Source organism: Edaphobacter modestus (assembly GCF_004217555.1).
GTDB classification, from domain to species: Bacteria; Acidobacteriota; Terriglobia; order Terriglobales; family Acidobacteriaceae; genus Edaphobacter; species Edaphobacter modestus.
The window spans coordinates 4,824,714-4,845,043 of sequence record NZ_SHKW01000001.1; the positions used below are offsets into that span (position 1 = coordinate 4,824,714).

17 protein-coding genes and 1 tRNA gene are annotated in these 20,330 nt (G+C 57.8%); 11 read left to right on the top strand and 7 right to left on the bottom strand.

Translation table 11 applies throughout. The features are described 5' to 3' along the window. Positions 1–108 precede the first annotated feature (108 nt). Positions 109–1,602: a CehA/McbA family metallohydrolase gene (locus tag BDD14_RS20365; RefSeq protein WP_242618087.1), complete on the top strand. Its 1,494-nt coding sequence runs from the start codon at positions 109–111 to the stop codon at positions 1,600–1,602. Here the strand turns inward: BDD14_RS20365 and BDD14_RS20370 are convergent. Together BDD14_RS20370 and BDD14_RS20375 are read right to left on the bottom strand one after the other, a co-directional pair. Beyond that, positions 1,599–2,711 (bottom strand): hypothetical protein, encoded by a 1,113-nt coding sequence (locus BDD14_RS20370; RefSeq protein WP_130420700.1) that lies wholly within the window; start codon positions 2,709–2,711, stop codon positions 1,599–1,601. The two genes, BDD14_RS20365 and BDD14_RS20370, sit on opposite strands and share 4 nt — an antisense overlap. Before the next feature lie 121 nt (positions 2,712–2,832). Then, complete coding sequence (locus BDD14_RS20375) at positions 2,833–4,107, bottom strand: GAF domain-containing SpoIIE family protein phosphatase (protein WP_165420177.1); 1,275 nt, start codon at positions 4,105–4,107, stop codon at positions 2,833–2,835. Between the two features lie 355 nt (positions 4,108–4,462). Here BDD14_RS20375 and BDD14_RS20380 point away from each other — a divergent pair, with 355 nt between their 5' ends. Both BDD14_RS20380 and BDD14_RS20385 read left to right on the top strand, forming a co-directional pair. After that, complete coding sequence (locus BDD14_RS20380) at positions 4,463–5,239, top strand: tyrosine-type recombinase/integrase (protein ID WP_130420704.1); 777 nt, start codon at positions 4,463–4,465, stop codon at positions 5,237–5,239. 201 nt (positions 5,240–5,440) lie between these two features. Next, complete coding sequence (locus BDD14_RS20385) at positions 5,441–6,307, top strand: hypothetical protein (protein WP_130420706.1); 867 nt, start codon at positions 5,441–5,443, stop codon at positions 6,305–6,307. A gap of 822 nt (positions 6,308–7,129) precedes the next feature. Here the strand turns inward: BDD14_RS20385 and BDD14_RS20390 are convergent. After that, positions 7,130–7,531, bottom strand: coding sequence for a hypothetical protein (locus BDD14_RS20390; protein ID WP_130420708.1), 402 nt, complete (start codon positions 7,529–7,531; stop codon positions 7,130–7,132). Continuing rightward, entirely contained in the window at positions 7,531–8,028 is a 498-nt protein-coding gene (locus BDD14_RS20395; protein ID WP_130420710.1) for a hypothetical protein, read from the bottom strand. Before BDD14_RS20395 ends, BDD14_RS20390 begins: the two co-directional genes overlap by 1 nt. A 569-nt stretch (positions 8,029–8,597) precedes the next feature. Between BDD14_RS20395 and BDD14_RS20400 the strand changes: the two genes are divergently transcribed. Then, entirely contained in the window at positions 8,598–9,485 is an 888-nt protein-coding gene (locus BDD14_RS20400; RefSeq protein ID WP_130420712.1) for a hypothetical protein, read from the top strand. 104 nt (positions 9,486–9,589) lie between these two features. Here the strand turns inward: BDD14_RS20400 and BDD14_RS20405 are convergent. After that, positions 9,590–9,666 (bottom strand) — tRNA-Pro (locus BDD14_RS20405). A 376-nt stretch (positions 9,667–10,042) separates the two neighbouring features. Between BDD14_RS20405 and cysD the strand changes: the two genes are divergently transcribed. The 5 genes from cysD to BDD14_RS20430 are packed head-to-tail and all read left to right on the top strand — an operon-like array spanning position 10,043 to position 15,036. Continuing rightward, positions 10,043–10,984, top strand: coding sequence for a sulfate adenylyltransferase subunit CysD (gene cysD, locus BDD14_RS20410; protein WP_130420714.1), 942 nt, complete (start codon positions 10,043–10,045; stop codon positions 10,982–10,984). Further along, positions 10,984–12,630, top strand: coding sequence for a sulfate adenylyltransferase subunit CysN (gene cysN, locus BDD14_RS20415; protein ID WP_130420716.1), 1,647 nt, complete (start codon positions 10,984–10,986; stop codon positions 12,628–12,630). The genes cysD and cysN overlap by 1 nt, the downstream gene beginning before the upstream one ends. Continuing rightward, a complete protein-coding gene (locus tag BDD14_RS20420) occupies positions 12,627–13,322 on the top strand; it encodes a phosphoadenylyl-sulfate reductase (RefSeq protein WP_130420718.1) in 696 nt (231 codons plus the stop codon). Before cysN ends, BDD14_RS20420 begins: the two co-directional genes overlap by 4 nt. Positions 13,323–13,369: 47 nt before the next feature. Beyond that, a complete protein-coding gene (locus BDD14_RS20425; RefSeq protein ID WP_130420720.1) occupies positions 13,370–14,482 on the top strand; it encodes an XdhC family protein in 1,113 nt (370 codons plus the stop codon). Next, positions 14,479–15,036, top strand: a complete 558-nt coding sequence (locus tag BDD14_RS20430) for a nucleotidyltransferase family protein (protein ID WP_165420178.1) — start codon at positions 14,479–14,481, stop codon at positions 15,034–15,036. The genes BDD14_RS20425 and BDD14_RS20430 overlap by 4 nt, the downstream gene beginning before the upstream one ends. Positions 15,037–15,066: 30 nt before the next feature. Here BDD14_RS20430 and BDD14_RS20435 read toward each other — a convergent pair whose 3' ends face one another. Then, positions 15,067–16,035: an alpha/beta fold hydrolase gene (locus BDD14_RS20435; protein WP_130420724.1), complete on the bottom strand. Its 969-nt coding sequence runs from the start codon at positions 16,033–16,035 to the stop codon at positions 15,067–15,069. A 38-nt stretch (positions 16,036–16,073) separates the two neighbouring features. Further along, on the bottom strand, positions 16,074–17,846 hold the full coding sequence (locus BDD14_RS20440) for a S53 family peptidase (protein WP_130420726.1): 1,773 nt from the start codon (positions 17,844–17,846) through the stop codon (positions 16,074–16,076). Between the two features lie 174 nt (positions 17,847–18,020). Here BDD14_RS20440 and BDD14_RS20445 point away from each other — a divergent pair, with 174 nt between their 5' ends. Further along, on the top strand, positions 18,021–18,851 hold the full coding sequence (locus BDD14_RS20445) for an amidohydrolase family protein (protein WP_130420728.1): 831 nt from the start codon (positions 18,021–18,023) through the stop codon (positions 18,849–18,851). Positions 18,852–18,941: 90 nt separating this feature from the next. Then, positions 18,942–20,273, top strand: a complete 1,332-nt coding sequence (fucP, locus tag BDD14_RS20450; RefSeq protein WP_242618088.1) for an L-fucose:H+ symporter permease — start codon at positions 18,942–18,944, stop codon at positions 20,271–20,273. Positions 20,274–20,330: the final 57 nt, after the last annotated feature.

Genomic DNA, 20,330 nt, shown 5'->3' on the forward strand with positions numbered 1-20,330 from the left:
TCTCCACGCGTATTGTCTGACTTTGTTGATTTCAGGATTACGTTGATTGTGTTTAATGGTGCTGCTGCGCAGCGGAGTTTTGTGGCCGCGCAAGCGATGGAGGATACGGTGAGTCGATGGCTTTCGCGAAGGTCAGTTGTCTGTCTCTGGGTGTTTGCGGTGGTGGCAATGGGGTGGGTAGAAGCTGCTGCGCAGGAGAGAAAGCCTGATCTGGTGTTGAAGGGGACGATTACTGAGGCGCAGCGTGAGACCTATGTCGAGGTTCCGTTCACGGTGCCTGCAGGCGTTATGCGGGTGAGTGTGGAGTTCCACTATACCGGTCACGAGAAGAAGGCGACGATCGACCTGGGGCTGCTGGACAACGAGAGGTTTCGCGGATGGAGCGGAGGAAACAAGAGCGCGTTCACGGTCTCGGAGTCGGATGCGACGCCTTCGTATCTGCCGGGGCCGGTGAGGCCAGGAGTCTGGAAGCTGCTGCTTGGCGTGCCGAGCATGCCAGACGGGGTGCAGTCCGAGTACGTGGCGAACGTGTACTTCGGGCGTGAGGGAGAGACGATTGGAGCGTCGGGGTTTGGCGCGGCATCTGTTCCGGAGCCGGTGCGCGAAGGTCCGGGATGGTTTCGTGGCGACCTGCACCTGCATGACGCTCACAGCGACGGAAGCTGCGTGAGTGAGGCAGGGAAGAAGGTGCCTTGTCCGTTGTTCAAGACAGTGGAAGCGGCACGCGCGCGAGGGCTGGACTTTATCGCGATCACGGATCACAACACAGTCTCGCACTTTGACGCGATGCGGGAGCTGGCTCCTTACTTCGACAAGATGTTACTGATTCCGGGGCGAGAGATTACGACCTTCGATGGACACGCGAATGTTTTCGGCACGACGGAGTTTATCGACTTCCGGCTGAAGAGCAAGTATGTTCCAACGTTCAACGATCTGCTGAACGATGTGGAGAAGAAGCACGCGCTGCTCTCGATCAATCATCCGGGATCGCCTACGGGTGCAGCATGCATGGGCTGCGGCTGGTCGGTGAAGGATACGGACTTCAGCCGCGTGCATGTGATTGAGGCGATCAATGGCGGGTCGATGGATGGACCGCAGTCGGGAGTTCCGTTCTGGCAGAAGCGTCTGAACGATGGATTTCGGGTGACTGCGATTGGCGGAAGCGACAATCATAACGCGTCCTATCAGTCGGCGATAGGGAAGCCAACGACGGTGGTGTACGCTGCGAATCTTTCAGAGCGAGCGGTGCTTGAAGGAATCCGCGCAGGCCATGTATTCGTCGATCTGCAGGGATCAGGGGATGGCGCGATCGAGTTTACGGCGACAGCGGGATCTCAGAGCGCGGTGATGGGAGATGCGCTGAAGGCTTCCAGCGGAACGAATGTGCACTTTGTTCTGACGATGCTGAATCTTGCCGGAGCACATGCCGAGGTGGTTCGAGATGGTGTGGTGAAGCCGCTTGGCGAGGTGGCGAAGAATGCACGGGAGACGCGGGAGTTCGATGAGCCTTCGGATGGCGAGCGGCATTGGGTTCGCGTGAATGTTCGTGGAGAGAATGGGCGACTGCTGGTGCTGGGGAATCCGGTCTATCTGAACTTTTAGAGGCCTTTGCCGCGGAAGAGGTAGATGAGCTCGATGACGAGGATGATGACGACGGCGGACTCGAGGAAGAAGGCGCGGCTCTGGTTGAACTGATCGACCATGAAGCGATAGAGGTCTTCGGCGGTGTTTATCTTCTGCTTGACGAGGTCTTTGTAGTCGGGAACGCCGACCTTGGCTGCGGCCAGGCGGTAAAGACGCGCGGCGAACATGTCGCTGAGGAACTTGATGGCGTTGTCGGCGTGTTCGGTGAGCTCCATGACCTCGAGGAGAACGGTGTGGAGACGATTCGCTGAACCGGCGCGGCGCCAGCGCGTGAAGACGTTGGAGGGCTGCTCGAAGGAATCGTAGACGGTATCGAGAACCTGGGTGAGAAGCTCGTCGTAGTGGCGGAATTCGAGGAGCTGGGAGTTGGCATATTCGAGCAACTGGATGGCGGCTTCGGCGCCGGCTGGAGTGTCGTAGAGGAAGGCGGCGTTCCATCCGATGACGGTGAGATCGGTCGGGTAGTAGGAGATGCTGGACTGGAGGACCTCGTGGCACTCCTGGGTAGAGAGCGGGAGGGTGTCTCCGCGAACGACCTGTGCGATGCGGGAGCCGTGGGCGGCGATGAGATCGGCGGCGGCGGGGGAACCGGTGATGTGGCGGACGTGGACGATGAGGTAGTCCTCGGAGAGCCAGTCGGCGTAGGGCTTGATAAGCGCGGGGGCGGCGGCCTGGAGGCGCAGGCGAACGATTTGCGAGGCGTGGGCGGCGAAGTCAATCTCCCATGCCCAGCGACCGGCGAGGGCGATGAGGGTCTCCCATGGGCCGGAGAAGGGAAGCTGGAGGACGACGCTAACGACTCCATAGTCGTAGTACTTGATTTCGCCAAGGAGACGCTCGCCGGTATCGAGGAGAAAAGGCTCGGTGGGCTCGACGACCGGGGGGCGTTTGTAACGGACGTAGCCGGGGGCGGGATGTTTGAGAGCGGGTTGCTGAACGGTGGGTGCGCTGAGGAGATCTCGGAGGCGGTCGAGGCGGATCTCTTCGCAGACGTCGAATTGGAGCAGGACGTGGACGGCGCCGGAGAGGGTGAAGGTCTCAGACGTGGATTGGGCGGCTTCCGGCATCCTGTCAAGGATAGTACCGCTACGGAAGTTAAAAAGAAGTTTAGCTCACGATTCAGCTATGACCGCTTCCGGTTGTTAGCGGTCCCCCCGTGCATTGGGAGATCTTATTTTCGTCTGCTGTTTAGCGGCTGCGGATGAGGACGGCTGTTGCATCGTCGGTTCGATCCGATCCAGCGCCGAAGCGCTGAACTTCCGCGATAAGGCCGTCGACGCAGGCCTCGGGCCGCAGAAAGTGCTCGATGAGGCGAGCCGGACCGTACTCTTCCTCTGTTTTATCCATGGCTTCCGTGATGCCGTCGGTATAAAGCAGCAGTTGGGTGCCGGGGTTGAGCGTAAGGATGCACTGTGGGTACGAGGACACTCCGAGGCCAAGCGGCAGGCCGGTATCCAATTCCAGAAACGAACAATCATGATTGATGAGCAGGGGACGAAGATGTCCGGCGCTGGCCAGCGTAAGCTCGCGAGAACCGGCATCGAGCACGCCGTAGACCATGGTGACGAACTTTCCTGCTGGAAAATCTTCCATGAGTGTCCGGTTGAGGTGTTCGAGGGTCTTCTCCGGCGAGGAGTAGAGAGGCGCGATCGAGCGCAGGATGGCCCGGGTCGCGGACATGAGGAGGGCGGCGGACATACCCTTTCCTGAGACATCCGCCAGGGCGATACCGTAGCGTTGATCCCCGAGATCGATGAAGTCGAACCAGTCGCCTGCAACAGCTCCCGCAGGATGCCAGGCTGTCTCAAAGGCGAAGCCTGGGATGAGCGGCACGGGCTTCAGAAAGAGCGCTTGCTGGATGGCGCGGGCCTCGTCGGACTCCTGCTGCATGCGTTCGCGCTGAAGGCGCTCCACCCGGAAGAGCCGGGCGTTCTCAATGGCTATGGCGATGTGGCCAGCAAGCGCCTGAAGCACCGTGAGTTGGTCATCGGAGAACGCGTCGATCTGGCGATGGTCGACGGACAAGACGCCGATGACCATACCGGCGGCCTTCAGGGGAATGCTGACTTCAGAGCGGGTGGCGGGCTCGCAGGCGATATAGTAAGGGTCCTGGCGGACGTCACGCGCATAGTACATCTTGCCCGTGGCTGCGACGTGGCCGACCATTCCCTGTCGCCCAATTTGCAGCCGCTGACCTTTCTTGTGCTTTGTGCAGCCGCGCACTCCCTGCAAAACCATATCGTCTGTATCGCCTGCACGGAGCCATACCGCAACCTCCACATTTCCAATGGAGGAGGAGATGTCATTGACGACGCGATCGAGCAGGGCATCGAGGTCGAGCGTGGAGGTAATCAGATTCGCGGCCCGTTGCAGCTTCATGAGGACCTGAACGAATTCACAGGAGGAGTGGATGCTCGGTGGGATGGTGCGGCGAGTCTGAACGGCAGTGGGCAAGGTGGCCATAGGTGCCCCCTTTGAACCCATGGTGTGGGTTACTCAGTAGATGTTTGGGAGGGCAATTGTGATGCATGCATCTTATTAGGGGCGGGGCGCTCGACGGGACGGCTCGAAGCCAGTTCAAGAGCGACGGTGGTCAAATGCGCGGTTCCAGCCGGATGATATCCATTCGGCGATTCCTGCGTCATGCCTGAACCGCGGATTTGCGAGTTCGCTCGTAAGTTGTTCGATTTCTAAATGGTCGGGGCGAGAGGATTCGAACCTCCGACCCCCTGCTCCCGAAGCAGGAAAGACTTCAAGTTGCTAATTAATAACGACTTACATGGTTTGTCTCTCACTTTGCATCCCTGAGTGAGGAAACATGGAACCACGTTTTGAGCAATTCCTGCGTGAACGTCAATACCTTCACAATGTCTCGTCCGCAACCATACAGTGGTATCGCGAGAGCCTTTGTTTGTTGCCCTGCGAGTCGCCCTCGCAAGAGCAACTCATCGAAACCGTAATCAAGATGCGTGAGCGAGGCCGCAAGGCCACGGGCTGCAACGTAGCGATTAGGGCAATCAACTCTTATATGCATTGGAACAGTGGGACGAAGCGCAAATGCGGATCGGGATGCGAACACCCACGAATACAAGAGCTGAAAGAGCCGCAAGAGGTGCTTCCCACGTTCTCCGAGGCGCAAATTAAACGGCTCGTCGCGGCGAAGCCGAAAGGGAAGTATCAACGACGCACACATCTGCTCGCGCTATTCCTCCTGGACACCGGCGCGAGGATTAGTGAAGCCCTTGGCGTGAGAGTGCGAGACATCGACTTCGACAATCTGTTAGTGACGCTCGACGGCAAAGGGCGAAAGCAGCGTGTCGTCCCCTTTAGCTTCGAACTGCGGCGGGCGTTGTTCCTGTACTGCAAAGAGTCGAACCACTCGCCGGACCATCCGCTATTCGCCAGCCGAATGCATACGCCGTTAGGTCGCAGGGACATGCTTCGAGACATAAAGATCCACTGCGAGCGACAAGGGGTTATCCCGCCTGTTCGAACCCTCCATGCGTTCCGGCATACGTTCGCGGTGAACTACCTTCGTCGCGGTGGCTCCGTATTCCATCTGCAAAAGTCCTCGGTCACAGCAGCCTCGATATGACTCGAATGTACGCCAATCTCGTTACGACCGATCTTCAGGCCGTACACGAGCGGGTGAGCCTGCTTTCAAAACCGTAGCTGGGGTATAGCCAAGGGCGGTTAGCGGTCCGTACTGTGACCGCTAACCGCCCTTTACGGGAGTATCCATCGCGAACTGAATCAATCACTTTACGGTCAGAGACAACCAGCTGAAAATGGGTCCATGCAAGAAAGCGCCCAAAGAAAAATCAGCGGGTCTGCCGGTACGATTATTAGCATTGCAATCGGGTTATATCTGCAGACCAATCCAACATGGGGTAATCTGCACCCGCGTCTAGCTGCGGCGTTCTACGTGATGGCTGGCGTTTCCTGCTTATTCGCTGCGATGCAGTGGCCGTTTGTGCAGCGACTATTTGGTGTCTATCATGAGCCACCTACAGCTACGCTTTCTTCGGCCTCACCCTCAATAGGGGCACTGACTTTTGCTCCCGTATTTAACAATCAAACGGAACACGCAATAGTGGGAGAGCGCAAAGAAACAACAAATTCGACGGCGGAACAAAACCGCCCGCGTCCAAAACTGCGGTGTTCGCGTGTCCAAAAAATGGGAGTAAGCTACAGTCCTTTTGGCAGGTGGGATATTGATTCTCTGGGAGCTAGCGCAATCGTTCTCTATTTGAAAAACCAAGCGGCAGACCACGGTGAAAAGGGCGCTGTCGCTGAGTTTGTCTATGCGTCAATTGAATTTTCTAGTGGAAACGGGCAGGTTGAAGCCCACATATCGAAAGCTTATTGGATGGAAGAAAAATTATGCAATGTGAATGTCGCCATTGAGGCTGAGAAAGGGATTCTTATTGGGACAATGCCCGCTCTTCATTGGCATTTATTTGAGAACGAACGAACGCCGCAACGTCAGGCCGCCATCGAGCGCAGCCGAGTTTTACCGGCTCTCAAAGAAAAGGTGTACACATTTGATGGAAATGTCACGATTACTGTAAAGGTGATCGAGTCCCGGACTGGAGAAACGCTGCTAAAACATACCTTTAGTATCTTCAGCGGTATGAATGACTTTCGAATCCTGCCTGATTAAGCTTGGGAGGGCGGGTCGAAATCTTGGGGACCTCCCCTTAAAAGCCCTCCGCCGCTCACAAACTCCCGTATACGAATAATTAGCGAAAATTAGAACGATTCATTGAACTTAGGCAACAGCTGTTGGTTTATCGAATATATTCTTGTGTATGTAAATTTGGGAATTGCGGCGCTCTTTTAAGGGGATGTCCCTCAAGATTTGACCCACCCCCCACCACCCGGGCGGACCTGCCGACGTCTGCGCACAGCACCCAATAGCTGTCCATTAGGCACTCGATTTACACAAGATGTTGTGCCTTATGCTTGACATACCGCGAAAGTTGTATATCCTCACCATTGACTATCGAAGAAAAGGCGATAGTTTGCAGCAAGATGCGTCAAGGCTATCGCTCCCCAGCGGGGCTGTAACCCCGCCGAGGAGACCTCACTCACACTAACCCTAATCACAGGAGCAATAGTTTATGAGCAAGAAAATCGAAGTAAACCGCAGCGCAGTGTCCGGAAAGTTCGTGACCGAGACGTACGCGAAGAGCCACCCGAAGACGACTGAGACGGAAACCTACAAGCGCAAGTAATCCAAGTCACAGCGGAACCATAACACAGGGACGCCCTGACTGTTTCCACAAAATTGGGGCGTTCCATAGCAAGTCACTAATTAATCATCGTTACCCATCGTTTATATAAATTCCAAATCCCGATCCCTGTCCACCCTGTCAGACGACCCTCAAGGGAGTCGGACTGGGGGGGACGGGGGTTGGGGGCGTGGGTGGTGTCCGGTATCTCTGTATCTCTTTATATGGGTGGTCATCAGACATGCCGCGACCTAGTCGCACCGATGCCTCAAGACCCAATCCTTTCCCCGCCTAATTCCGCTCTTAGACAGCAGTCGAGCTAATGCTCGGACCGACATTTTCGGGTTCTCACGCATGATCGCGATTGCACGGGCGTCTTTGCCGTCCGCATTCGGTTTGCTCCCCGGCTTGTTGACGTTGTTCGGGTCCTCAAACATCCAACGACGCCGAGCTATCCAACTTCGGCTTCGCTCGTAGTTCTCGCCCTCTACCCTAAGCCACATCTCCAAGACATCGACGGAGAGGTGCCGGTTAGCCGCGATAACGAGCCACGGATAGCCGGGCGTGCCTTTGAAGTCCTCAATATTGATTGTGAGATTTGTTTGACGGCTCACTTCTTTCCCGTGGCCATCTGTCCACCTTAGAGTCCCCATTACACAATCTCCCTCGGATGGATGTCGGCCCTGGTAGCCGGGGCGTACGCGACAACATGCGGTTGTGTGGGCCTCCACCCAAGCTCAATTGGCGTACCATCGGCCCATCGGAGCCGCCTTGCATAGCCCTTCTGTCGCTTCTTCGGCAGTGGTTCAAGTTCGGTGCCGAAGACTCTGTCGGGTGTCGCCGTTCGCAATTCAGCTCGCCCGTTAAACTCCGGGTGCAGAATTAGAATGGCCCTCGCATAGTAGGGGGTAGCGTGATCGTTCATAAGGTACGTGGTAGTAGGGCCGGACTTCATCTCCAACTTCCACCGCGAGTAATGCCACAAGCTAGCGAACGAGAACGCACCAAAGCCTCGCTCGATGCGGAGCCGGATCTCCGACACGAGGAAGTCGAGCACTTCGGGATGTTCCCGGTGGAAGCGGTGGAATCTTGCTAGTTCGTGGTGCGGTTTGGATCGCGCTACTAACTCATCAATTGCATCGATTGTCATAAAAAGTCCCTCTATTAAATGCACTAGAATGGGTCATCTTATTGAAAATAGGCGACATAAATTCGTTTAGCGTTTGTTCGCTTTGTGTTCGCTTATCGGTTCATCTTCCTCAGTGATTTCTCGAAGTGCTTTTGCAGCGTGTCCGTGTGCTTTGCTTCTAAAGCGCTTCACGCATATCTTTGCGGTCGATAGTGCTCACGTTGTAGATGGGGCGAACATTTATAAACGCCAAAAAATATGGTCCAGTTTGGGGCGCAGAGGCTTAGAACACAATACCCCCTATGCGTCATCTAAACTATTGATATAAATATGTTTACGTGGATGGGCTAAGTGGACGAGATAACGGGACGTACTATAAACAAGATGGCATTTACCTGCGATGAAGTCGCCGCGATGAGGGGTTTTCCATCGAGACACCATCACGTCACTGTTCCAGAACGAGCCGGGAGTCATAGCCATCAACCGACCCGAGCAGATGCATAAGCGGAGCTTACGCAGCATCCGCATATCGCGTCCGGTGTACTAGCGCATCGTTAGGAGGCTGACTAACCGCTGATAGGATTTGTGGAATGAACGTAGGTCTGATGATCGAAATAACTAAGGCTGTAGCTCTGTTTGCGTGGCCCGCTCTAATCTTTTATCTGACGCTGACGTTTAGGTCGGAGTTAAGAACCTTGCTTGGTGTTCTGCCCGGTGCATTGAATCGAGTCAGAGGCGCGGATGTCTTGGGGATAAAACTGGAACTCGCTGAACTGCGCGAAACCAGCTCGGAAGCGCAATCGCAAGTTCTTAGTATTCAAACAAGCGTTACATCCAAGGAACATAAGCAGCTGCGTGAACCACAGATTGAAGACGATCCAGTGGCTCGAATCAGAGAGAGGGCGGTCGTTTCCCCAGAAGCAGGCGTGCTCCTTACTTCGGTCTATATCGAACGAGAGATAAAAGAAATTGTTGCGAGTTCGGGATTGCTTTCTAGTTATACATCTCCTCAACAGGGCCTAAAGTTGCTGCGAGAAAGGGAGCTTATGCCCGCCGCACTGGCCGAATCTCTCGACAAATTTATGACGATAAGAACCATGATCGTCCACACTGACGCAGATCCAGCGTTGACCACCGAAGCTCTTAGTCAGGGTTTGGTCCTGCTAACCATGCTACGGTCAATTCACCGCAGCTCATATGAGGTCGTTCGGACAGACGTCACTCTTTATTCCGACCCTGACGGAAAAGTTGTTGTACCTGATGCCAAGGGCGTCGTATTGCGCGCGAGAGACCAGCATGGTCGGCCATCCGCCTCGACGCAGATTCACCCCACTACAAGGCAGATGTTTGTTGGGACGAAAGTGAGCTGGGAATGGAACCTTGGTAAGACGTGGCGGGAGACATGGTTTCGTGATCCAGACAGCCAAGAATTGTTTTACGCATGGTCGAATTCGGCGGAGTTCGTGGGCATGACGTAACAACTTTGTGAGTCATCGTGGGCCTGAATTCCTTGCACTGGCTGACCCCCTGCCTTAGAATTTTCCGCAAGAGAGACATCCCCGTAAGTTGTTCGATTTCTAAATGGTCGGGGCGAGAGGATTCGAACCTCCGACCCCCTGCTCCCGAAGCAGGTGCGCTACCAGGCTGCGCTACGCCCCGACTCTGTGCTGCGATGATTGGCCGGAGAAGGGTGCGTTCCGCGATGCTCAAGGGCCGGGCGAAGTTCGGGATCGCCGTGGACTCTCCTGCTGGAGCGCTGTTTCCGACTGATTTAGTCTACCAGACTTTCTGGGTAGGTTGCGGGGGGTCGGTGAGGCTTCTATACTGATGAGGATGGTTAAGTCTGTTCAGCGCGCCTGTTGTTGTTGCCGGATGCTCCCGTGTCCGTGCGCGCGCTGTTGTCGGTAGACACAACCGCCGTCACTCTCCTCCTACAACGAACTGCTGTCGACCAGATTGATCGACGTCCTTGATTTTCAAGATCGAATTCCCAGGTGCTCTTCCTCTGGAGCGATTCGAAAGGTGATCTCCCTTTATGACCCAGACCATTGCTCTTGACCCGGACACCGCTCTTCTGCCAGCGAAGCTGAATCACCTGCAGGCGCTCGAAGCCGAGAGCATCGCAATTTTACGCGAGGCGGTGGCGGAGTTTGCTCGGCCGGTGATGCTGTACTCGATCGGCAAGGATTCGAGCGTGATGCTGCGGCTGGCGCAGAAGGCTTTCTATCCGGGCAAGATTCCGTTTCCGTTGCTGCATGTGGATACGAGCTATAAGTTTCCCGAGATGATTGCCTTTCGTGATGCTTATGCGAAGGAGATCGGGGCAGAGCTGATCGTTCACAGGAACGAGGAGGCGATTGCGGCGGGGGCGAATCCTTACACGCTGGGAACGCAGAACTGCTGCGGTCTGTTGAAGACGCGGAGCCTGCTGGATGCGCTGGCAGAGGGCGGGTTCGATGCAGCGTTTGGCGGTGCGAGGCGCGACGAAGAGAAGAGCCGCGCAAAGGAGCGGGTGTACAGCTTCCGCGATGCGGCAGGACAGTGGGATCCGAAGAATCAGCGGCCAGAGCTTTGGAGTATGTACAACTCGCGATTGCGGAAGGGCGAGAGCATAAGGGTGTTTCCGCTGTCGAACTGGACCGAGCTGGATATCTGGCTCTACCTGTATGCCGAGAAGATTCCGATTGTGCCGCTGTACTTTGCCCAGGAAAGACCGCTGATTGTGCGAGGCGGGCAGATGACTCTGTACCGCGATGGAATGAAGCTGCTACCGGGCGAAGAGGTGCGAAACGAGAAGGTCCGAATGCGCTCGCTGGGCTGCCTGCCATGCACGGGCGCTATGCGGAGCGAAGCGGACACACTGCCGAAGATTATTGAAGAGCTGCTGACCTTCAGGAGAAGTGAGCGCGAGAATCGCGCGATCGACCACGACGAAGAAGGGTCGATGGAAGTGAAGAAGCGGGAGGGCTACTTCTGATGAGTGCGATTACGACGGCTGGATTTGAAGAGTTTCTTGAGGCGCATCTGGGGCAGGAGATGCTGCGATTTACGACTGCGGGAAGTGTGGACGACGGCAAAAGCACGCTGATCGGCCGGCTGCTCCACGACACCAAGAGTGTTTACGAAGACCAGCTTGCAGCGGTGAAGAAGAGCCGCGTGAATCGGGCAGCGAACGGTCATGTGGATCTTTCGTTGCTGACGGACGGGTTGAAGGCGGAGCGCGAGCAGGGCATCACGATCGACGTGGCTTACCGGTACTTTTCGACGTCGCGACGGAAGTTCATTATCGCCGACACGCCGGGACACGAGCAGTACACGCGCAACATGGCTACGGGCGCCTCGACCGCAGATGTGGCGGTGGTGCTGATCGATGCGAAGGCCTATCTGCGCGAGGGCAAGCTGCTTCCGCAGTCGCGTAGACATACCTATATCGCATCGCTTCTGGGCATCCCGCATGTGGTTGCAGCCGTGAACAAGATGGACCTGGTGGGATACGCGGAAGAGACGTTTAACGCGATCCGAGCAGAGTTTGTGGAGTTTGCATCGCAACTGGGTCTGAAGAGCGTAACGGTAATTCCGGTGAGTGCGCTTGAGGGCGATAACGTGGTGGCTCCAAGCACGGCGATGCGGTGGTATGACGGGCCGACGCTGCTGGAGTTTCTGGAGACGGTTCCGCTTGCCGTTGGAGACAACGACGGACCGCTGCGGTTCCCCGTGCAACTCGTTCAACGACCGGATGCGAACTTTCGCGGCTTTGCGGGGCAGGTGGCTCGTGGTGTGCTGCGCGCCGGAGATCGTGTGATGGCACTGCCTTCACGACGGGAGACAGCGGTGCGTCGAATTGTCACCTGGGATGGAGATCTCCCCGCGGTAGCCTATCCTCAGAGCGTGACGGTGGAGCTGGAAGACGAGATTGACCTTAGCCGCGGCGAGATGCTGGTTGCCGCCGGGACGGACGGTCAGCAGAGTCTGCCGCAGATTACGCGGCGGTTGCGTGCGATGGTGGTTTGGATGCATGAGGAACCGCTGGTGGTGGGGCGGACCTATGTTGCCAAGCACACGACACGGACGGTGCGAGCGACCGTGAAGGCAATTCGATATCGCGTGGATGTGGGTTCGCTGGTGCACGCGGAGGCCGATCACCTGGCAATGAATGAGATCGCCGAGGTGGAGCTGGAGACGAATCTTCCCTTGTTCTTCGACGCGTATGCGGAGAGCAGGACGACGGGCTCGATGATCCTGATCGATGGGTTGACGAACGCGACCGTAGGCGCGGCGATGATTGTGGGTGCGGCGGAGAGCGAGGGCGAGCAGGATTCGCGGGCGGCTTTGGTGCTGGTGGCGGGGCGGCCGGAGCAGGCAGAGCGTGTGCGCGACGCGATGGAAGCTCGCGGTCAACGGGCTGTCGTGATTGACGATGTTCTGATTCCGGATGATGCGTTGGTTGCCGTCGTACGGGCGCTCGAGATAGCCGGAGTGACTTCGATCACGGCACGCGAGCTTTCTGCCGAAGCGCTTGGCAACGTAGTGCGTGCTACCGAGAAGTTCGCCGAGGGCGCGGTCGTTGTTGGCGAGGGATTGGACGAAGACGAGATTCTGCGATTAGCGGGAGTGCAGGTATGAGCGTGATCGAAGCGACGGCAGAGTATGAAGCGTTGGCTGCTGAGGAACTGGTGGCGCAGATCGCCGAGGCCGCGGCGAAGGGTTCGGTGTGCCTGACTTCGAGTTTCCAGACGGAAGACATGGTTGCGTTGCACATGGTGCGGCGGCATCTACCAGAGGTTCCCGTGATCTTTCTCGAGACCGGATACCACTTCGCGGAGGTAATCGCATATCGCGATCGCATGGCGGCGGAGTGGGGGCTGAAGCTGGTGAACGCTATGCCGGCCACGACCGTGAAGGAGTTTGAGGGGCAGTTTGGGAAGCTGCACATCGTACAGCCGACGGCCTGCTGCCAGGCTCGTAAGGTGGAGCCTCTGATGCGGTCGCTGGAGCCTTACGATTGGTGGTTTACGGGATTGCGAAGAGAGCAGTCGCCGACGCGCGCGGGTCTGAAGAAGGTGGAGGATCACAAGACGCCGACGGGCAAGCACCTGAAAAAAGTGAGCGTCCTCGCCGACTGGGACTGGGCCCGGGTGACGGCGTATGCGGAGCGGGAGGGAATCCCACAGCTTGATCTGTACTCGCGTGGGTATACGAGCATTGGCTGCGAGCCCTGCACGGCAATTCCCGAGGCGGGTGCGGATGCACGCAGTGGCCGCTGGGGTGGGAAGAAGCTCGAGTGCGGCATTCATACCTTTTCGGAGAAGAGCTGAGGCACCGCCGCTGGCAGATTGCAGTCTCTTAGGATTAGGCTTGTTGTATGACGGAGCGGCAGCAGATCGTTGGACTTTGGCGGCGCGGCGGAACCCGGGTACTGGCAACACTGGTTCGGGTGGAAGGCTCGAGCTATCGGCAGCCCGGGGCGAGATTGCTACTGGGCGAGTCGGGAGAGTACGCGGGAACGATCAGCGGTGGGTGCCTTGAGGGAGAGGTTACTCGTAAGGCGAGCTGGAAGGTACGCGAGGGCGCGGTATTGGAGCGCTATTCGACGATCTTCGACGACACGGACGAAATTCCTTTTGGACTGGGATGCGGCGGTGTGGTGGATCTGCTGCTGGAGCCGGTAGAGACGCCGGAGTGCGAGGCTCTGCTGGCGGCGATGGAGCGCTCTTTTTCCGGAGAGCAGGCGACGGTGGTGACGTGGCTTCCGGGTGAGGGGAGGTTGCTTCGTCGCGTGGTGCTCGGTACCGATGGCGAAGTGATCTTCGCGAGCAGGGACTTGTCGGAGAAGAAGCTCGGATGTGCGCGTGATTTGGTTCCGGGAGAGGCCTACGAGGGCAGATTCGTAGAGAAGCTGCTTGCTCCGCAGAGGCTGTTTGTCTTGGGGGCGGGGGATGATGCGCGTCCGCTGGTTACGATGGCCACGATGATGGGGTGGAATGTAACGGTAGCGGATGGACGGGCGCAACTGGCCCGTTCGGAGCGATTTTCGGGAGCTGACAGAGTTGTTGTGCTGGGTGGAGGCGGGCTGCGCGATCTGGGAATTCGCGCCGAAGATGCGGTCGTGATTATGACGCATAGCTACGAGCAGGATCGCGCGTTGTTAGCCGAGCTGCTGCCGGTGGCGCCGAGATATCTGGGACTGCTGGGGGCTCGGCACAGGAGTTCGCTGCTGGTGAGTGAAGCCGCGGAGATTGCGGGACTCTCGGTGGAGGAATGCTGCCAGAGGATCTGGGCCCCGATTGGTCTGGATCTCGGAGGCGACGGTCCGGAGGCAATTGCGCTGGCGGTGATGGCGGAGGCGCACGCGATGTGCATGGGCAAGATGGGATCTTCGCGGCGGCTGACCGCAGAAGACGTATCACGATACGTAAGCGAAGGCAGAGTCTCGCGGTACCTGCAGCGACAGTGTGCTGTGGACATTGCATCGTGAGCATAGGGGCTGTTGTGCTGGCGGCGGGATCTTCGCGCCGGCTTGGGAGACCGAAACAACTTGTCCGTTTAGGGGAAGAGACGCTGGTCGAGCGCGCAGTTCGAGTGTGCCTTGAGGCAGGATGCGAGCCTGTGATGGTCGTTCTGGGCGCTTCGGCTGATCTCGTGAGGAAGACCTGCTCCTTCCAGAGTGCGGTGATCGTTAATAACGAGCGATGGGAGGAGGGGATGGGGAGTTCGCTGCGCGTGGGTGTTAGCGCGTTAGGCACGGATAGAGACGGGGTTGTGGTTATGACCTGCGATATGCCCGCGGTATCGCCGGAGCATCTGCGGAAGCTGACGAGAACAGGTGAGACCACCGCTTCTTCTTATTCAGGAAGACGTGGCGTTCCGGCTTACTTTCCTCGGGAGATGTTCGGCCAGTTGCTCGAGCTGCATGGGGATGCGGGGGCGCGGGAGCTGCTGAAGGATGCTCGTGTGGTGGAGCTTGTAGACGGCGAGCTGGATGTAGATACGCTCGAGGATCTTGCTCGTGCACGAGAGTTGTATGGATAAGCAGCTTTGAGTCCGCGCTGCGCGTGAGATTCAGGGTGTCCTGGACTTCGTATCTGACTGATGCGCCTGCTCGACTACATCGCGGATTGCACGGATGATGATGTCCGGTCGGTCGATCAGGACTGCGTGGAAACTGTCCTGCGCGACGAGCTGCTTGCTATTGCGAGATAGTGACAGCAGCTTATTTTGTAGATCTTCGTAACCCAAGCCAGCGTTGGGCGTGCTGATGATGATCAGGGGCATCTCTCCCAGTGGATGGGTTTGTTGGCCGGTGAGGCGATCGATGCGTTTGGTGCAATCCACCACCATCGGCTCGCCCGGACGCAGAGGATGTTGTGACATCGCCCATCGATGAAGTTCCTGATCCTGCTTTGAGAGCCGGCTGAAGTTGGGATCGTCCTCAAAGCCGGTTACGATGGGAGCCTTGGAGATCAGAACGGGCGGGGTGTGGCCAGATTGTGGGAGCGAGGTTTTTGGATGAGGCCCATCTGAGCTGCCGAGGAAGGCATGATCGACGATGACCATGCCCTGGATGTTGTTCGGGTATTCGGCGGCGTAAAGGCGCGTCCAGAGCGCTCCAGTGGAGAATCCGACCAGGACATAGGGGCGGTCGAGGAGCGTCCGAGTGATTAGATTGTGGAGCTCTTCGACCCTGTTGTCGCAGCTGAGTGCTTTACCGGCGAGAGGATAGGGGTCGCTCCAGGTTGTTCCGGATGGGTCGAAGGTGCAGACACGAGCGAACTTTGCGACCTCGGTTTGAACGAGGGACCAGTCGAAGGAGAAGGCCGCACCTGCAATCATCACAGCAGGGTTGCCCTGGCCGATGCAGTTGACGTGAACTCGGTAACCGCCCACGTCGATGAGCTGGCCGGTCGGCGGGGGTGTCGATGAGGGAAGAGCTTGACCTTGCGCTCTCACCGTTGCCGCAATCAAGGTCAGGCATGCAAGCGCACAGAACAGCTTTCCGGTGCCGAAAACGGGACGACGGCCAATCTTCATGGAAAGAGAAAGTTTCCTTCGCTGAATCCTATGGGCGTTCACTGGAGGTATTCTTGCCGCGGTTTGAGCGTCAGGGTGGGGGGCTTGAGCTTCCCTGGGAGCTTCTTACCGACTATCGCGTGTGTGGATTTTGAAGATCTCTTTGCGGTGGTCTTCTTTGTCTTGCCCTTTGTTGGCTTCCTGGTGGAGCTCGCTGAGGGGTTCACGACGGCGATGAGTTGAGGCGCGATGGGCGAGCCGAGTCCGGTGCAGGCGTCCCAGCCTGAGTTGGCCTTGAAGGCACCGTTGTTGCCCTGGGTGATATCGCGGAAGGCAGGCTTGGCTTTGGCAGCGTAGATGATGGGGTTGATGAATCCGGCAGATTTACCGTTCTGCTGGTTGGCCAGGGCGAGGAGACCGGCCCACAGCGGGGCGACGGCACTGGTTCCGCCTATGACCATGGTCTGGCCATCGACGCGAATGGCGTAACCGGTCGCGGGATCGGCATTGCCGGCGACATCCGGAACGCCGCGTCCCCCTGGTGACGCGGTAGGTTTAGGAACGTCAGCATTGGTTTGCCAGGATGGAATCGCGAAGACGTTGCTGACACCACCGCCGGTGGCTCCGCCATTCTGGTCGTTCCAGACAGTTTCGCTGGTAATAGATCCATTGGAGCTTTCGAGATTGGTTCCACCGCAGGCGAGCACGTGTGGACTGGAGGCAGGGAAGTCAACGTGGTTCTTGTTATCGCTGACCCCATCGGAGGAGCCGTTGTCGCCCGATGCGACCGTAATGGTGATTCCCAAGGCCGCTGCGGACTGGCAGGCGGCGTCGAGAGCATTCATCGCCTGTGCGGTCCAGTTGGCTTCAGCGGCTCCCCAGGAGATGGAGATGACGCTGGGCTTATAGGTGGTGTCGTGAACGGCGCTGGCGATGGCGTCGACAAAGCCCTGATCCGTGTTTGGGGCGAAATAGACGACGATGCGAGAACCGGGCGCGACGGCCGCGGCGACTTCGATGTCGAGCATGACTTCGCCGTCGGCGCCGTTGGCACTGCCGGGGGAGTTCTTGCCTCCGGAGACGGAGACGGCTACGACCTTGGGGGCCTTCTGGCCCAGCGATTTGAAGTAGGCGGTGATGTCGGCCTGACGGAAGCCGCCGCCCAGCTCGATGAGCGCGATCGTCTGGTCTTTGGCGGTCGCAGTGGAGGGAAATCCGTAGAGCTGGCCGATCTGGACGGGCGTATAGGAGACATTTGCGCTGGCGTGGGGTCGCGCGAACCCGCTACCCTGCGCAGTGCGTGCGGCCGTGGATCCGGTTTCGCCGGCGATGCGGAAGTGGGGTTGGGCCTGGGGGCGATTGTCGAGGCCGAGGACAGCGACGACGGAGCCGATGAGTTCCTCGGGGAGATGGATTCCGCCTTCGCGAACCCGGCAGGAGGTGCCTCCGAGATCCTTGTGCATCAGGGAGACTCCGAAGGCCCGCTGCAGGCTGGCGACGGTGCCGGTAAGTTTCATGGTTCTGCGTCCCGGCGCCGGAGTTCCGGGCTGCACGGTGAGTCCGTATTCTTTGGCGAAGCCACGTACGAGGCGCACCGCGGCAGGATCGGGTCCATGACTGGCACGGAACTGGGCGCGGGTGAGCCTCTGTTTGCCCGTGGAGTGCGCAGTCTTCAACGGTGCCTTGCGCCGGACGATGACAGAGACGGTGACTCGAGCGCCTGGAGGCGCGGGCGTTTCTGCGGCGGCGGGAGCGGCGGCGGGTTTCTCGCTTCCGGGAAGCAGAGTGCGAAGCTGGGCGGAGAAGCGGGGGAGAGACTTGCGGGGAGCCATGAAGTTTCCTCCAGTTCGTGTGATGCTCAACGAAGACCAGTGTACGGGCCCTCAACGCGCATTATGGTATTTCGGACGGATTGTCCTTGGAAGCGAAATTACGATCTGCGAGATTAGACGTTTTCAGTGGTAGAAATATAGTTTTAATGTGAGGAATCAAAGGGAGCAGGCTGGGTGACGATAATTGATGCGCATCACCATCTCTGGCGGTACTCACGAGAAGAATACGGATGGATCGATGAGACGATGTTGTCTTTACGACGGGACTTTCTTCCGGAGGATCTGACGGTGGAGATGCGCGTAGCCGGAGTGGAAGGAACGATCGCGGTGCAGGCGAGACAGACGCTCGAGGAGACGCGTTGGTTGCTGGAACTGGCCGATCAGAACGAGGCGATTCGCGGGGTGGTGGGCTGGGCCCCCATCGCCAGTGGGGAGTTTTCGACGACGCTCGAGGAGTTCAAGGGCAGGCCGAAGCTGAAGGGATTGCGGCATGTGGTGCAGGCGGAACCGGATGAAAACTATCTTCTGCGCCAGGACTTCAACCGGGGTATCGGCATGTTGCGGGGGAGTGGACTGGTATACGAGGTGTTGATCTATGAGCATCAACTTCCCCAGACGATAGAGTTTGTCGATCGCCACCCCGATCAGGCTTTCGTGTTGGACCACATCGCGAAGCCGCGGATTCGGGGGAGGGTGCTGGAGCCATGGGCCGGGCGAATGCGTGACCTGGCGCGACGGGAGAATGTCTCGTGCAAGCTGTCGGGCATGGTGACGGAGGCGGATTGGAACGGATGGACGCTTGAGGGGCTGCGGCCCTATCTGGATGTAGTGGTGGAAGCGTTCGGGCCGCAGCGTCTGATGGTGGGTTCGGATTGGCCGGTGTGCCTGGTGGCGTGCGGATATGCGCAGTGGTTTGGAGTGCTCGAGGAGTACTTTGCAGGGTTCAGCACCCAGGAGCTTGATGCCGTGTTTGCAGGCAACGCTGCACGGGTGTATGGGTTATAGGCAGGCCACAGGATCAGTAGAGCCTAAGGTTGGCGCGAACATGTAGGATTTGTCGCGCGGCAGTTATTCCAGATTGAGACCGGAGACCGAATGCAGATTTCAGCACCAGCGACGACACGAAGCAATTCAGAACCTACAGGAGGAAAGCATCCGGTATTTCCTGTCGGACATATGCTGCCGTTTGTGCTGGTGACGGTCTTGTTCTTTCTGTGGGGAATGTCGAACAACCTCACCGACATCCTGGTGCAGCAGTTCAAGAAGTCGTTGGAACTATCGCAGTTCAGCGCACAACTGGTGCAGACGGCAAACTTCTTTGGCTATTTCTGCATGGCAATCCCTGCCGGTCTTTTAATGCGCAGGTGGGGCTACAAGGCTGGAATGGTGACAGGGCTGGTGATCTTCGGCTTGGGAATGCTGCTGTTTCTTCCAGCAGCTCTCCGTGGTGAGTACGCGATGTTTCTGATCGCTCTTTTTACGGTAGGCTGTGGAGCTTCGATCCTGGAGACGGCAGCGAATCCATTCATCGCGCAGTTCGGCGATCCGGTGACTTCGGAGCAGCGCCTGAACTTTTCGCAGTCCTTCAACCCCCCGGGAACGGTCACAGGGGTCTTGATCGGGACGTACTTCATCTTCTCGGGCGTGGAACCCAATGCGGCTGAGATTGAGCAGATGAAAACGGCCGGGACCTACCAGGCTTACCTGCATGGCGAGATCATGCGCGTGGTTCCGACGTATCTTGCATTCGGACTGGTCGTGCTGCTCTGCGCACTCATCCTTTCGAGGACGAAGTTTCCCGTGATCGAGTCGGAACACGAGGGAGAGGGTGAGGATCATGGAAGCTTTCGTGATCTCCTGCGAACTCCAACGATCTGGATTGCGGTGGCGGCGAACTTCTGCAATGTCGGTGCGCAGATCTCGTCGTGGAGCAGCCTGATTCCTTACATGAAGCAATACACGGTGGTGAGCGAACGAACGGCGGCGCACTTCCTGACGGGAGTGCTGGTGGCGATGTTGATCGGGAGGTTCGTCTCCACGCCTCTGATGCGCTATGTAAGGCCGAGTCTGATGCTGGGAGTGTATGGCATCTGCAATGCGGTGTTGATGCTGGTCTCGGTTTTGAGGCCGGGGATGACCGGAGCTTGGGCGGTTGTGGCGAGCGGATTCTTCATATCGATCATGTTTCCCACCATCTTTGCGTTGGGCTTGAAGGGGCTGGGATCGAATACCAAGCTCGGAGGATCGCTGCTGGTGATGGCGATTGTGGGCGGTGCGATCTTTCCGCCGATCTCCGGATTGATTGCACGGGAGACCGGCAGCCTGGCGCTGGGATACCTAGTCCCGCTGGTAGGGTTTATAGGCGTGGCGATCTTTGGCTTCTACCAGTCGACGCAGCGGACCCTGTTATCGGGGCCCGCGTACTGAGGAATTACCTGATCCACGCTGCCCAGTTCGGATCAGCGCTCGCGGAAGACTGAACCG